The sequence below is a fragment of the Pseudomonas frederiksbergensis genome, assembly GCF_017114915.1.
GTDB lineage: Bacteria > Pseudomonadota > Gammaproteobacteria > Pseudomonadales > Pseudomonadaceae > Aquipseudomonas > Aquipseudomonas frederiksbergensis_I.
Genome location: NZ_JAAUOE010000019.1, coordinates 22574 through 37248 on the forward strand (window position 1 = coordinate 22574; position 14675 = coordinate 37248).

Sequence of the window (14675 nt, forward strand, 5' to 3'; positions counted from 1 at the left end):
CCAGGATTTTTCCATGCAAATGACAACCGACCTCTTGATCGTCAACCCGTGCGATGAAGAAGAAGACAAGCTGGCCATGCTTTGCTGCACCGGTGCCGACGGCGAACTGTTCCTGATGAGCCGTTTTCCGGACGAGGACGAGCTGGAAATCATCTTCCACGACAAACCTTCGGCCCTGGATGGCGTGAAAGTCACCCTCGGCCCCGACCGCCTGCTGATCGAAATCGCCGCCGTGGACGCCGATGCGCTGAATGGCAATGATTCGCTGGAAATCCTGCACAGTACCGATGCCAGCGATCTGGCCGAGGTGGAAGAAACCTTGCAGAACATCCTCAAGGGAATTGGTACTTACATCAGCGAAATCTGATGGTGGTTGAACGGGCGCCCTCGCGGTTTTGAGGTGATCGTTCCCACGCTCTGCGTGGGAATGCAGCCTGTGACGCTCTGCGTCACGATTTCAAAGCAGGACGCAGAGCGTCCGGTGATGCATTCCCACGCAGAGCGTGGGAACGAGCGCTAATCCGCACATTTCTACAAAATGCCGTTAGTCGCCGCCCCCCGCGATGGATTAAAGTAACGCCCCCAGCCTTGGCGTTACTCGAACGTCTTCGGTCACCCTTTCCAGGAACAGTCATCGATGGAACATCGTGAAGCGCTGCTCGCGCTGCGAACCTTTCTTTCAACGCAGATTCTCGGCCAGGAAAAACTCATCGAGCGCTTGCTCATCGCCCTGCTCGCCGACGGTCACATGCTGGTCGAGGGCGCTCCGGGGCTGGCCAAGACCAAGGCCATCAAAGAACTCGCCGAAGGTATCGAAGCACAGTTCCATCGCATCCAGTTCACCCCCGACCTGCTACCAGCCGACATCACCGGCACGGAAATCTATCGCCCGGAAACCGGCAGCTTCGTGTTCCAGCAAGGCCCGATCTTCCACAATCTGGTGCTGGCGGACGAAATCAACCGTGCCCCGGCCAAGGTCCAGTCGGCCCTGCTCGAGGCCATGGGCGAACGCCAGGTCAGCGTCGGACGCAGCACCTACGAGCTGTCGCCGCTGTTCCTGGTCATGGCCACGCAAAACCCCATCGAGCAGGAAGGCACCTACCCGTTGCCCGAAGCCCAGCTCGACCGGTTCCTCATGCACGTGAAAATCGGCTTCCCTGACGCCACCGTCGAACGGCGGATCCTGCAACAGGCCCGTGGCGAAGCGCTGCACGGCGAAACCAAGCCCGAACGCCGGGTCAGCCAGCAGGCGATCTTCGCCGCGCGCAAGGAAATCCTCGGTTTATACATGGCCGACGCCGTGGAGGAATACCTGGTGCAACTGGTCATGGCCACGCGCATCCCGGCCAGGTTCGACCCGGAAATGGCCGAATGGATCGCCTACGGCGCCAGTCCGCGCGGCTCCATCGCCCTGGACCGTTGCGCCCGGGCCCACGCCTGGCTGGCCGGTCGCGACTTCGTCAGCCCGGAAGACATTCAGGCGGTACTGTTCGACGTGCTGCGCCACCGCATCATTCTTTCCTTTGAAGCCGAAGCCGCTGGCATCGACCAGGACCGGGTGGTCCAGCGGATTCTCGACGTTGTAGCCGTCGCTTGACCCCGATGAACGCCCTCCTGCCGCCCGAGCCGGGCATCCGAATCAGCCTCGCCGAGCTGATCGAGATGCGCCATCGCGTGCGCGAAGTGCAGCTGTTTTCCACACCGAGCCAGCGCAGCCCGCTGATCGGCCTGCACCACTCCAAACTGCGCGGGCGCGGCGTGGATTTCGATCAGGTGCGGGTGTATCAGGCCGGCGATGACGTGCGCAGCATCGACTGGCGCGTCACCGCCCGGACCCAGGAACCGCACACCAAGCTGTTCCATGAGGAACGCGAGCGGCCGATTTTCATCATGGTCGAACAGAGCCGGCGGCTGTTTTTCGGCTCCGGGCTGATGTTCAAGTCGGTGGTCGCCGCGCAGGCCGCGAGCCTGATTGGCTGGGCCGCGCTGGGGCATAATGACCGGGTCGGCGGGCTGGTGTTCGGCGACAACGAACACTACGAAATCAAGCCACGACGCAGTAAGCAGAGCCTGCTGCAATTGCTCAACCGGCTGGTGCGGGTCAATCAGTCGCTGCACACCGACCGCGAGCCGGACCGCGACGCCTTCGGCATTGCCCTGCGCCGCGCTCGGGAAGTGTTGCGTCCCGGCAGCCTGGTGATCGTGATCTGCGACGAACGCGCCTTGTCCGACAGTGCCGAGCAGCAACTGAGCCTGTTGTCACGCCATTGCGACCTGTTACTGCTGCCGGTGTCCGATCCGCTGGATCACGCCCTGCCCGCCGCCGGCCTGCTTCGTTTTGCCGAACGCGGTGCGCAACTGGAACTCGACACCTTGAATTTCGACTTGCGCCAGGCCTATCGCGCCCAAGCGGAAGCGCGCATCGACCGCTGGGAGCTGCTGGCGCAGAAGCTGCGGGTATTGCTGATGCCGTTGAGCACCCAAAGCGAAATGGTTGAGCAATTGCGCGAATACCTGAACCCACAACGCCCGGGTAAAGCTCGATGAGCAGCCTCGATCAACTGCAACCGCTGATTTCCCCGCCACCGATCGGCTTCTGGCCGCCGGCGCCGGGCTGGTGGCTGTTGCTGATATTACTGCCGCTGATCGGTTTCGGCCTGTGGCAGTTGCGGCGTTTCATTCCGGACAAACGCCCGATCGTGCGCGCCGAACAACCGCTGGACCCGGTGCGTCTAGCCGCCCTGGCCGAACTCGCCCTGATGCCCAAACCCTACGACGGCGCCCCCGCCGGCGCCTGGCTGCAGCAACTCAACGGGTTGCTCAAGCGCTTGTGCCGCACCCATTACCCCTACAGCCAGAGCCATACCCTTAACGGCCGCAAATGGCTGGCGTTCCTCGACAACCGCTGCCCGGCCGCCGGCCTCACGCGCTGGATGGTGCTGGTCGAAGGCGCCTACAAACCCGAATGCAAACTCGACGACAAGGCCATCGCCGGCCTGACCCAAGCCGTCGACACCTGGATTCGCAAACATGTTTGAGTTCGCCTGGCCGTGGATCTTCGCCCTGCTGCCGCTGCCCTGGCTGATGCGGGCGCTGCTGCCGGTGGCCGACAGTGGCGAACCGGCGCTCAAAGTCAGTTTCCTCAGCGACCTCGAAGGCCTCGCCCGCCGCCGCGCCCGAGCCAACCTGCCGACCTGGCGCCAGCAAGCCCCGTTCATTCTGCTGTGGCTGTTGCTGCTGATCGCCGCGGCGCGCCCGCAATGGCTCGGCGAACCGCTGCCGATTGCCGCCAGTGGCCGCGATTTGCTGGTGGCGGTGGACGTGTCCGGCTCGATGGACTTCCCCGACATGCAGTGGCAGGACGAAGACGTCAGTCGCCTGTCACTGGTGCAGCATTTGCTCGGTGACTTTCTCGAAAGTCGCGACGGCGACCGGGTCGGATTGATCCTGTTCGGCAGCCAGGCCTATCTGCAAGCGCCACTGACCTTCGACCGGCACACCGTGCGGGTGTGGCTCGACGAAGCGCGGATCGGCATCGCCGGCAAGAACACCGCGATTGGCGATGCCATCGGCCTGGCCCTCAAACGCCTGCGCCAGCGTCCGGCACAAAGCCGCGTGCTGATTCTGGTCACCGACGGCGCCAACAACGGTGGCGAAATCGATCCGCTGACCGCCGCACGCCTGGCCGCCAATGAAGGGGTGAAAATCTACCCGATCGGTATCGGCGCCGATCCGGAACAAAGCGGCACCCTGGGTTTGCTGGGGATCAACCCAAGCCTGGACCTCGACGAACCGGCCTTGAAAGCCATCGCCGAAGCCACCGGTGGCCAGTACTTCCGTGCCCACGACGGCCAGGAGCTACAGGCGATCAAGAGCGCCCTCGACAAACTCGAGCCGGTGACCCAGCAACCTACGCAGGCCCGCCCGGCCCAAGCGTTGTATCACTGGCCGCTGGCGATGGCGCTGCTGTTGAGCATGCTGTTGGTGATCCGTGAGCGCTGGCCGGATAACCCATTGCAACGTCTATTGACCAAGAAGCTGTTTACCAAAGAACGGTTTCTGCATACGCAACTGCCCGAATGGCGTCAGCGGCTCAAACGCCTGCGTCTGCGGAGGCGCCGATGATTGCTCTCTGGCCGTACTGGTTCCGCCCCTGGTGGCTGTTATTGCTGCCGTTACTGGGCTGGTTGCTCTGGCAACTCTGGCACCGGCAAAAACGCGCCGGCCGTTGGCAAATGATTCTGCCGCCGGCGTTCCATGCCGCGTTGCTCAGTGGTGGCAGCGGTCGCGAGAGCAGACTGCCATGGGTCGCCCTGGGCCTGGCCTGGGTGCTGACCGTGCTGGCCCTGCTGGGGCCGAGCTGGCAGCGGGTTGAACAAACCGGGCAGAAACCCGCCGATCCGCTGGTGGTGTTGCTTGAGCTGACCCCGGAAATGCTCGCCACCGACGTTGCGCCGAATCGACTGGAACAGGCCCGGCGCAAACTGTTCGACCTGCTGCAAAACCGCAGCGACGCGCAGACCGCCATCGTCGTCTACGCCGGCAGCGCCCACACGCTGGTGCCGTTGTCGGATGACCTGTCCACCAGCCGCAACCTGCTGGACGCACTCAAGCCGTCGCTGATGCCCCAGGCTGGTCATCGCGCCGATCTGGCGGTGGCCAAGGCCCTGGCGCTGCTGGATCAGGGCGCCTTGGGCCAGGGTCGGATCCTGCTGATCGGTTCATCGCTGACGGAACAGGAACGCCAAGGGATTCGTCAGGTGCTGGGCGACAAGTCCACACCGTTTCTGATGCTCGGAATCGGCACCGCCGAAGGTGCGCCAGTCGCCCAGGACGACGGCAGTTTCCTCAAGGACGATCAGGGTGCGATTCTGGTGCCGCATCTGGACGGCCCCAGCCTGAAAGCCTTTGCCAACGGCGTGGGCGGACGTTATCGCCAGGCACGCCTGGACGATGCCGACCTGCGTGGTCTCGGCCTGTTCGATAGCCCGCGGGACTTGCGCAACGACGGCCAGACATTGCGCCTCGACACCTGGGCCGATCAGGGTTACTGGCTGCTGCTGCCGCTGTTATTACTGGCCGCCTGCGCCGCACGCCGCGGCTGGCTGTTCTGCCTGCCGCTGCTGTTTCTGTTGCCGCAACCGAGCCATGCCTTCGATTTCGAAGACTTGTGGCTGCGGCCCGACCAGCAGGGCCTGCACTTGCTCCATCAAAAGCGCCCGGCCGAGGCCGTGCAGCATTTCGAAGATCCGCAATGGCAAGGCGTGGCGCTCTATGAAGCCGGCGACTACAGTGGCGCCGCCCAGCGGTTTGCCCAAGGCAACGACGCCCACGCCCACTACAATCGGGGAAACGCCCTGGCCAAAAGCGGTGAACTGGAAGCGGCGCTGGATGCTTATGACCAAGCCCTGGAACGGCAGCCGGATCTGCGCCCGGCACTGACCAACAAGGCGTTGGTGGAAAGCCTGCTCAAGCAGAAAAGCGCAACGCCGCCCGCCGAGCCGGACAAAACCGCCGAGGGCGAAAGCGAAACCATGCCCCAGGAGCCGCCACCGGGCAGCGCCACCCAACCGAGCGATGGCGAGCCGAAAGCCGACGCCCGACAGCCCACGCCAGACGCCGAGCAGTCGCCTACGGCACCGCCGCAACCGGGCGCCAATGAAGTCCCGGGCAGCGAGTTGGGGGATGAACAAAGCACCACGCCACCGCGACGCCCGGCCAGCGACAGCCTCGAAGGCGAACAGCTGCAGGCACTGGAGCAATGGCTGCGCAAAATCCCGGATGACCCCGGTGAACTGCTCAGGCGCAAATTCTGGTACGAACAGCAACAACATCAGGATCAGGGAAAAACTCGATGACCCGCTTCACCGCCCTCTTGCTGACACTGTTTTTCTGCACCGCTCAAGCCCAGGCTGCGGCGCTGGTCGCCAGTGTCGATCGCAGTCACCTGAATTCCGGGGAGACGGTCGAACTGACCCTGGAATCCAGCGACGCGACACAGTTCGGCAAACCCGACCTGACTGCGTTGGAGCCGCTGTTCGAAGTGCGCGGCACCCGTCAGGTCAACCAACTGAACACCCTCAATGGCAATGCTCAAGCGACCACCCGCTGGATCATCACCCTGCTGCCCCGGCAGAACGGCAGCGTGGTGATTCCGTCGCTGCAACTGGGCGAGGCGCAGAGCCAACCGATAACCGTGCAGGTGATCGAAAGCGAAACCCAGGACAACAGCAACACCCTGGCACCGGTGTTCATCGATGCCAGCCTCGACCAGAACAGCGTCTATGTACAGGCTCAGGCGGTCCTGACCTTACGCATTTACCATTCCGTGTCGCTGTTCGACGACAGCAGCCTGACCCCGTTGCAGATTCCCGATGCACGCATCGAACAACTGGGCGAGTCGCGCACCTACGAGAAAGCCATCAACGGCCTGCGTCATGGCGTGATCGAAATGCGCTACGCGATCTACCCGCAGCACAGCGGTGTGTTGACCATTCCGGCGCAGGTGTTCAGTGCCACACCGGTCGATACCCAGCAGTCCCAGGACGCAACGTCCCAAGGGCCAAAGCCGGGTAAGCTGATGCGGGTCAGTTCCGCCGAGATCCCGCTGACGGTCAAGGCCAAACCCGGCAGTTATCCAGCCGATGTTCCCTGGCTACCGGCCCGCAGCCTAAGCCTGAGTGAAAGCTGGAGCCCGGAGCCGGATCATGCGCAGATTGGCGACTCGCTGACCCGCAGCCTGACCTTGAGCGCTGAAGGCCTCGCCAGTTCCCAACTGCCACCGTTGCCCGCCACCGAGATCAACGGCCTGCGGCGCTACCCGGATCAACCGGTGCTGGGTAACCAGAGCAGCGATCGCGGCTTGATCGGCAGTCGCGAGGACCGTGAAGCCCTGGTGCCGACCCGCACCGGCGCCATTGAGTTGCCGAGCGTCGACGTGGTCTGGTGGAACACCTTCGAGGATCACCTGGAACACAGCAGCCTGCCGGCCCGCACGCTGCAAGTGGCGAGTAATCCAAGCCTGATCGTCGACACCCCGACGGGCAGCCCCCAGGGAATGTCCGGCGCCACCCGCGAAGCCCTCTGGTGGTGGAAACTCAGCACCGCGATGCTGGCCTGCACCACCCTGCTGGGTTTCGGCCTCTGGTGGCGCGCCCGCTCGCAACCGGCGATCCTGCGGGTGGCGCAGACCGGCCCGAGCCCACGCACCCTGCTCGACGACCTCAAACGCACCTGCCAGGCCAACGACTCCCATGCCACCCGCCAGGCCCTCGATGCCTGGGCCCGGCAACAACCGGAAACCCTGGCCGACATGGCCGCCCGCTTCGTGCCGCTGTCCGATGCCCTCGACGGCCTGAACGGCGCGCTCTACAGCGAAACCGGGCAGTACTGGCAGGGCGAAGATCTCTGGCGCGCGATTCGGGCGATTCCGACCGCCGAAGGGGTTCAAGGCGTGGTCGGCGACAGCGGGTTGCCGCCGCTTTATCCCAAATAACCCCGTTCAATGGGATGAAGGGGCTTTCTGTGGCGAGGGGCGCCCCAATGCCAGTCAGTTAAAGCGCAGCACCTGTAGGAGCGTGGCTTGCCCGCGAAGAATGCACCGCGGTGTTTCAGGTATTACGCGTCATCGTTCTTCGCGGGCAAGCCACGCTCCTACAGGATTTTCTACAAAATCAGTACCTGGCCACATCCCAGGTGTTTGCCAGTAAACTCTCCCCTCTTTAGCCGCCATCATTTCCCCGCGGCCATCACCTTATTTTGTTGCGGAGTACGCCTTGCGTCTGTTTCACACCTCCGACTGGCACCTTGGGCAGAACCTGCACGGCCAGGAGCGCGATTTCGAGCACGCCTGCTTTCTCGACTGGCTGCTGCGTCAGCTGAAGCTGGACCAGCCTGATGTGCTGCTGATCGCCGGCGATATCTTCGACACGGTCAACCCGCCGGTCAAAGCCCAGGAACGCCTCTACGATTTCATCGTCAGCGCCCACGAACAGCAACCCTTGCTGACCATCGTGATGATCGCCGGCAACCATGACTCCGGTTCGCGAATCGAACTGCCGGCGCCGTTGATGCGGCGCTTGCGCACCCATGCCCTCGGGCGCGTGCTATGGCTCGATGATGGCCAACTGGATGCCGAACGGCTGTTGCTGCCGTTGCCGGATGCCAGCGGCGAAATCGCCGCCTGGTGCCTGGCCCTGCCGTTCCTGCGCCCCGCCGAAGTGACCGGTGCGCATTTGGGCGACAACTACCTGCGCGGTATCGGCCAGGTTCACGAATGGCTGATCGAAGCGGCCAACGCCAAGCGCAAACCGGGCCAGGCGCTGATTGCCATCAGCCATGCGCACATGGCCGGCGGGTCGGTGTCGGAAGACTCCGAACGCAGCCTGATCATCGGCAATGCCGAAGCCCTGCCCGCCAGCCTGTTCGGGCCAAGCATCAGCTACGTCGCCCTCGGGCATTTGCACAAGCCGCAGAAGGTCAACGGTGAAGAACGCATCCGCTACAGCGGCTCGCCGATCCCGTTGTCGTTCTCCGAGATCGGTTATCAGCATCAGATACTCGACATCAAACTGGATGGCGAAACCCTGGTCAGTGTCGAATCGAAACTGATTCCCCGGCCCGTGAACCTGCAACGCCTTGGCCCCGCGCCGTTGGCGGACATCCTGCTGCAACTGGCCGACCTGCCCAACATCGACCTGCTCGCCGACATCCAGCGCCAGCCGTGGCTGGAAGTGCGGGTGCGTCTCGACGAACCGCAACCGGACCTGCGCCATCAAGTGGAAACGGCCCTGCAGGGCAAAGCGGTACGGCTGGTACGGATTGCCGCCGAATACGCCGGCAACGGCCGCCGCGACGGTATCGATGACGGCGCCACCTTGATCGAGCTGGATCAACTGACGCCGCAGGAGCTGTTCAGCCGCGCCTGGCAGGACAACTACGGCAGCGAGGTCGACGAACAAACCCTCAAGGACTTTGCCGAGTTGCTGCAAGACGTGCAGATGGAGAGCGAACAGCCATGAAAATCCTCGCGATCCGCCTGAAGAACCTCGCGTCCCTGGCCGGGCCGTTTGAAATCGACTTCACCGCCGAACCCTTGGCCAGTGCCGGCCTGTTCGCGATCACCGGGCCGACCGGTGCCGGTAAAAGCACCCTGCTCGACGCCCTGTGCCTGGCACTGTTTGGCGCCGTGCCGCGCCTGAACAACACCGGGCGCGATGCCAAGGTGCCGGACGCCGATGGCGAAATCGGCACCGGCGACCCGCGCACTCTACTGCGTCGCGGCACCGGTGAAGGCTATGCCGAAGTGGATTTCGTCGGCATCGACGGTCGCCGCTATCGTGCTCGCTGGGAGGCCAATCGCGCCCGGGAAAAGGCCGGTGGCAAGCTACAAGCCAGTCGCCAGAGCCTGCGTGACATCGATCAGGATCAATTGCTGGCCAGCCAGAAAGGCGAATACAAAACCCAGCTCGAAGCCGCGCTGGGCCTGAACTTCGAACAGTTCACCCGCGCCGTGTTGCTGGCCCAGAGCGAATTCAGCGCGTTCCTCAAGGCGGACGACAACGACCGCAGCGAACTGCTGGAAAAGCTCACCGACACCGCGCTCTACACCCGCCTCGGTCGCCGCGCCTTCGATAAGACCAAAGAGGCTCGCGAAGCCCACAAGCTGTTGCAGGATCAGGCCACCGGGGTCACGCCACTGTCGCCCGAAGCCCGGGCTGAACTCGACGAGCGCTTCAATGACGCGCAGCAACAACTCAAGACCCAGCAGGCGCAGCTCAAACAGTTGGAATTGCAACACACCTGGCTCAAGGGCCTGCGTGAGTTGCAGGAGGCGCAACAGAGCGCCACCGAGCAACTGCACTCCGCCCAGCAACGCTGGGACAGCCTGACCGATGAGCGCGTGAAGCTGACTCGCCTGGAGCAACTGGCTCCGCAACGGCATCAGTTCGCGCGCAAAACCGAACTGAACGCCCAGCTCTCACCGCTGACGGCGCAGATTCAACAACAGACTCAACAGCAAACCGAACTGAACGCACGTCAGGTTCAGCTCGAACACAGCCTGAGTGCTGCGCAAACGGCGCTGGCCGAGGCGCGAAGCCAACACAGCCACAGCGCGCCACTGCTGCGCCAGGCCTTCGAAGAGCAGAGCACCCTCGCCCGTCTGGTCAAGGACACCCGCCTCGGCACCGACCTCAAGCAGCAGGCAGAATTGGCCTGCACTCAGGGCCAGGTCACGATTCAGGGTTTGCTCGACCAGCAGAAACAAGTCGCCGAGCGCTTGCAGCGGATTGCCGTCGAACTTGAGCAGAGCGCCCATCTGTCACCGTTGAGCGATGCCTGGAACGCCTACCGCGATCGCCTGCAGCAACTGATGCTGATCGGTAATCGCCTGAACAAGGGCCAGGCCGAACTGGGCGCTCTGGAACAAAGCGCCGCCCGCGCCGCCGAGGAGCTGACCACACAGCGTCAGAGCCTTGAGGTGCTGTACAAAGAGGCCGGTGCCGAACCCGAAGCCGTGGCCGAGCAGATTCAGCTCCTCGGCAGCCTGCTACAGGACAACCGCAAGCAACTGCGGGCGATTGAAGAGCTGACTCGACTGTGGGCCAGCCAGCAGGAATTGGACAAACGCGGCGCCGAGCTTCAGCAGCGCCAACTCGCAGCCCAGCAAGACCGCGATCGTCTGACCCAGGCTGGTGTGCAGACCAAGGCCGAGCTGGCCGTCGCCGAACAGACCCTGACCGTCACACGAGAACTGCTGGAACGTCAGCGTCTGGCGCGCAGTGCCAGCGTCGAAGAACTGCGCGCGCAGTTGCAGGACGACCAACCATGCCCGGTCTGCGGCAGCCCGGACCATCCCTATCATCAACCCGAAGCCTTGCTGCAAAGCCTCGGCCGCCATGATGAAAGCGAACAGGCCAACGCCCAGAAAGCCGTCGATCTGCTCAAGGAAAAGCTCACGGACCTGCGCGCCGAAGTCGGCGGTTTGATTGCCCAGCAAAAAGAACTGCTGCAACAGCAAGAGCAGCTCGCGACTCAGCAACAAAGCCTGGCGCCGAGCCTGGAAGCGCACCCGCTGTCTGCTCAACTGTTGGCCCAGGACGCCAGCAAACGCGATGCCTGGCTGACCCAACAAAGCAGCCAGTTGAACCAAAGCATCACCCAAGACGAACAACGGCAAACCGCCCTGCTCACCCTGCAACAGGACGCTGCGCGCCTGGCGCAGCAACTGCGCAGCGCCGAAGCGGCGAACCAACAGGCGACGCAACACCTGCTCAACCAGCAACGGGAATTGAGCAGCGATCGGCAACGCCTGGACGAAGAACTGAGCGCGTTCAGCACCCTGCTCCCAGCCGATACGCTGGAGGCGTTGCGCAACGAACCTGCGGCAACCTTCATGCAACTCGACCGGCAGATCGCCCAGCGTCTGCAACAACTCGACCAGCAGCGCGATGAACTCGGCGAACAGCAACAGCGCCAGCAGACACTGGACAAAGAACAGTACCAACAACAAACCCGCACCCAGCAACTGGACGCCGCGCAGCAGCAGTTCATGGTACTGGCCGCGCAGCAACAGGCTTGCCAGGAGAAACTGACGCAACTGCTGGGCGAACACGCCAGCGCCGAACAGTGGCAGCAGCAACTGGATCAGGCCGTCGAACAGGCGCGTAGTGCCGAAGCGACGGCCAATCAAGAACTGCAAAGCGTGCGCACGGGCTTGGTGCAATTGGCCGCCGAACTCAAGGCGCAGCAAGAACGCTCGCTGGCCCTGGAAACCGAAGACCGCGAGCTGAGCGACAAGATCGCCGACTGGCGCGCGCAGCATCCCGAGCTGGACGACGACGGCCTGGAAGATCTGCTGAGCGTCGACGACCAGCAGGTCAGCGAACTGCGTCAGCAATTGCAGCACAGCGAAAAAGCCATCGAGCAAGCCAAGGTGTTGTTGCAGGAGCGCGATCAACGCCTGCTCGATCATCAGGCCCAGCACAACGGCAATCTGGATGCCGAGCAATTGGCCACGGCGCTGGCCGAGCTGCAAAACCTGTTCGCCGCCAGCGAACACCGTTGCGCCGAATTGCGCGCCGAACAGGCCGAGGATCAGCGTCGACAGAACGCCAATCAGGCGCTGGCGCAGCAAATCGCCGACGCCTACGCCGAGTACCAACGCTGGGCACGCTTGAGTGCGCTGATCGGTTCAGCCACCGGCGACACCTTCCGCAAAATCGCCCAGGCCTACAATCTCGACCTGCTGGTGCATCACGCCAACGTTCAGTTGCGGCAACTGGTGCGGCGCTATCGCCTGAAACGGGGCGGCAGCATGCTCGGGTTACTGGTGATGGACACCGAGATGGGCGATGAACTGCGTTCGGTGCATTCGTTGTCCGGCGGCGAGACGTTCCTGGTATCGCTGGCCTTGGCACTCGGTCTGGCGTCGATGGCATCGAGCACGTTGAAAATCGAATCGCTGTTCATCGACGAAGGCTTCGGCAGCCTCGACCCCGAATCCCTGCAACTGGCCATGGACGCCCTCGACGGCCTGCAAGCGCAGGGACGCAAGGTCGCGGTGATTTCCCACGTGCAGGAAATGCATGAACGGATCCCGGTGCAGATCCAGGTCCACCGCCAGGGCAACGGCCTGAGTACCCTGGAGGTGAAATGATCACGCTGTATTCATTCCGCCGCTGCCCCTACGCCATGCGCGCTCGCATGGCCCTGCGCTATTCGGGCGTTGCGGTGAATATCGTCGAGGTCAGCCTCAAGGCCAAACCGACCGAAATGCTCGCACTGTCGAGCAAAGGCACGGTGCCGGTGCTGAGCGTGAACGGCCGGGTGATCGATGAAAGTCTGGAGATCATGCGCTGGGCGCTGGCGCAGAACGATCCGCAGGACTGGTTGCTCAAGGATGACCCGCAAGGACAGCAACGCAGTGCAGCGCTGATCGAAGAGAACGATCAAGTGTTCAAGGTGCACCTCAATCGCTACAAATACGCCGAGCGTTATCCCGGGCAGCCGATGACGTTTTATCGCGCCGAGGGCGAGGTGTTCTTGCGCAAGCTGGATGAGTTGCTGCGGGGGCGCGACTACTTGCTGGCCGAGCACCCGAGCCTGGCGGATGTCGCCTTGATGCCGTTCGTGCGGCAATTCGCCCACGTGGATCGCGAGTGGTTCGGGCAGACGCCTTATGGGCGATTGCAGGGCTGGTTGCAGCGGTTCGTCGAGTCAGAATTGTTCACGAGTGTGATGCAGAAGCAGCCTTTGTAGCAGCTGCCGAAGGCTGCGTTCGGCCGTAGCAGCTGCCGAGCGTGCGAGGCTGCGTTCGGCTGCGGAGCAGTCGTAAAACCAGAGCATGCGGTGCATCAGTCAGACCGCATCAGCCGAGTTTACGACTGCTACGCAGCCGAACGCAGCCTTCGGCAGCTGCTACAGGTGAGGGGAATCAGGTCAACACCGAGCACATCCCCAACGCCGAGCAATCCACCTGGAATGGCCCGAAGAATTCGCCATTGGATTTGCTCGGCGGATTACCCACCAGCAGCTCCAGGGCCTTGGCGGTCTGGATGTTGTGGGCGATGTTGTGGTTGCATTCGATGGCCCGTGCCACCGACCCCGCCGAGCCTTGCCCGACCCCCAACAACGAAGCGCCATTGGTCATGAACGCCAGGAAGGCGATAACCCAGAGTCTGCGCCCTTTCATGCCTCCACCATTCCCGCCACGTCGACGTGATCGCCCCGCACGTTTTGAGCGCGGTGTTCGAACTGGACGGCCGGATAAGCGACCTCAATCGGTGCTTGAAGGCTGTGTTGCGATTGAGTCGAAAGGCTGACAACCAACACCATGGCCACGTAAAGACCGATGGCCAGGTAGGCGCCGTGCTTGGCAGAAGTGAGAATTGCGCTGGCCATGGTGTTCTCCGTGGGCATGTTTCAGTGCCCACAGAATCGATCAAAAAACAGAAGATAACTAGCGACCTTTCTGCATAGTAGCTATCAGTTTTATTGATCATGAAACCAGCGTGTTTCAGTCCTCGATAAAACTCATCAAGCGCTCGCGGGCCGCATCCGGTTCGCTGGGAACGGGCTCTGCAGCCGACAGAATCGGGGTGGAATAGAGAAACAGGAGAACCACTGCCAGACGCATCGCCATGCTGTCGATCCTTTTAGAGAAGGAGTCAAAAAATCAGCGTCAAATTTAAACGCATGGCCATGTGATATCAAGCACTACATTGATAGCAATATGATGCTGTCGTAAACGCGTTATGCAGGAGCGACATCACTTCGGGACTTTTCGACACTTTACAGGTCGATCGGCAAGTGACTTCGCTCCTGCATAAAAGGTGCAGGGCTCAGATCTCAGTGTTGGGTTTTGTGATCCAGCGCGGCGTAGAAGTTGGCGCTCTGTTGCAGGTATTTCTGGGTGTAGCTTTGGGTGTGGGATTTTTTGTCGCTGATTTCAACGTTGGCGCTGGCTGGCAGAGCAACAGTGGCGGAAATAGCGGAAGCGGCGATGACGGAGAAGAGATTGAAGTTCATGGCGGTATTCCTCGATTCAGTTGGCTCACTTGCCCGGTGGGGCCGTGAAGCAAACTTAACTGCCGAGGGTCGACGCCTTGAAATGCTTTGTAGCATTAGCCGATATCAGCCTCATTAATAGAAGGTTGCAGGCCCCATCAATCGGG

Annotated in this window: 14 protein-coding genes; 10 read left to right on the plus strand and 4 right to left on the minus strand. The window is 62.5% G+C overall.

Annotated features, from left to right (window positions below):
* Positions 1 to 13 precede the first annotated feature (13 nt).
* The 10 genes from HCU66_RS15175 to HCU66_RS15220 all read left to right on the plus strand — a co-directional run bounded on the left by HCU66_RS15175 (position 14) and on the right by HCU66_RS15220 (position 13260).
* Positions 14 to 367 (plus strand): hypothetical protein, encoded by a 354-nt coding sequence (locus HCU66_RS15175; RefSeq protein WP_205889248.1) that lies wholly within the window; start codon positions 14 to 16, stop codon positions 365 to 367.
* A gap of 270 nt (positions 368 to 637) precedes the next feature.
* A complete protein-coding gene (locus HCU66_RS15180; RefSeq protein ID WP_205889249.1) occupies positions 638 to 1597 on the plus strand; it encodes an AAA family ATPase in 960 nt (319 codons plus the stop codon).
* 5 nt (positions 1598 to 1602) lie between these two features.
* Positions 1603 to 2547, plus strand: coding sequence for a DUF58 domain-containing protein (locus tag HCU66_RS15185; RefSeq protein ID WP_205889250.1), 945 nt, complete (start codon positions 1603 to 1605; stop codon positions 2545 to 2547).
* Positions 2544 to 3038: a DUF4381 domain-containing protein gene (locus tag HCU66_RS15190; RefSeq protein ID WP_205889251.1), complete on the plus strand. Its 495-nt coding sequence runs from the start codon at positions 2544 to 2546 to the stop codon at positions 3036 to 3038. The genes HCU66_RS15185 and HCU66_RS15190 overlap by 4 nt, the downstream gene beginning before the upstream one ends.
* A complete protein-coding gene (locus HCU66_RS15195) occupies positions 3031 to 4125 on the plus strand; it encodes a vWA domain-containing protein (RefSeq protein WP_205889252.1) in 1095 nt (364 codons plus the stop codon). The genes HCU66_RS15190 and HCU66_RS15195 overlap by 8 nt, the downstream gene beginning before the upstream one ends.
* Positions 4122 to 5858, plus strand: a complete 1737-nt coding sequence (locus HCU66_RS15200) for a tetratricopeptide repeat protein (RefSeq protein WP_205889253.1) — start codon at positions 4122 to 4124, stop codon at positions 5856 to 5858. Before HCU66_RS15195 ends, HCU66_RS15200 begins: the two co-directional genes overlap by 4 nt.
* Positions 5855 to 7495 carry a BatD family protein gene (locus tag HCU66_RS15205; RefSeq protein WP_205889254.1) on the plus strand — a complete coding sequence of 547 codons (1641 nt, stop codon included), beginning with the start codon at positions 5855 to 5857 and terminating at the stop codon, positions 7493 to 7495. Before HCU66_RS15200 ends, HCU66_RS15205 begins: the two co-directional genes overlap by 4 nt.
* Positions 7496 to 7775: 280 nt before the next feature.
* The gene (locus HCU66_RS15210) at positions 7776 to 9020 is read left to right on the plus strand and encodes an exonuclease SbcCD subunit D C-terminal domain-containing protein (protein WP_205889255.1); all 1245 of its coding nucleotides are present in this window, start codon (positions 7776 to 7778) and stop codon (positions 9018 to 9020) included.
* Positions 9017 to 12658, plus strand: coding sequence for an AAA family ATPase (locus HCU66_RS15215; RefSeq protein ID WP_205889256.1), 3642 nt, complete (start codon positions 9017 to 9019; stop codon positions 12656 to 12658). The genes HCU66_RS15210 and HCU66_RS15215 overlap by 4 nt, the downstream gene beginning before the upstream one ends.
* Entirely contained in the window at positions 12655 to 13260 is a 606-nt protein-coding gene (locus tag HCU66_RS15220; protein WP_205889257.1) for a glutathione S-transferase, read from the plus strand. The genes HCU66_RS15215 and HCU66_RS15220 overlap by 4 nt, the downstream gene beginning before the upstream one ends.
* 175 nt (positions 13261 to 13435) lie before the next feature.
* On the opposite strand, the gene HCU66_RS15225 is transcribed toward HCU66_RS15220, so the two are convergent.
* The 4 genes from HCU66_RS15225 to HCU66_RS15235 all read right to left on the minus strand — a co-directional run bounded on the left by HCU66_RS15225 (position 13436) and on the right by HCU66_RS15235 (position 14529).
* Positions 13436 to 13693, minus strand: coding sequence for a hypothetical protein (locus HCU66_RS15225; RefSeq protein WP_205889258.1), 258 nt, complete (start codon positions 13691 to 13693; stop codon positions 13436 to 13438).
* Positions 13690 to 13902: a hypothetical protein gene (locus tag HCU66_RS15230; RefSeq protein WP_205889259.1), complete on the minus strand. Its 213-nt coding sequence runs from the start codon at positions 13900 to 13902 to the stop codon at positions 13690 to 13692. The genes HCU66_RS15225 and HCU66_RS15230 overlap by 4 nt, the downstream gene beginning before the upstream one ends.
* Positions 13903 to 14017: 115 nt before the next feature.
* A complete protein-coding gene (locus HCU66_RS27315; RefSeq protein ID WP_277397061.1) occupies positions 14018 to 14143 on the minus strand; it encodes a hypothetical protein in 126 nt (41 codons plus the stop codon).
* Positions 14144 to 14349: 206 nt separating this feature from the next.
* Positions 14350 to 14529: a hypothetical protein gene (locus tag HCU66_RS15235; protein ID WP_019650041.1), complete on the minus strand. Its 180-nt coding sequence runs from the start codon at positions 14527 to 14529 to the stop codon at positions 14350 to 14352.
* Positions 14530 to 14675: the final 146 nt, after the last annotated feature.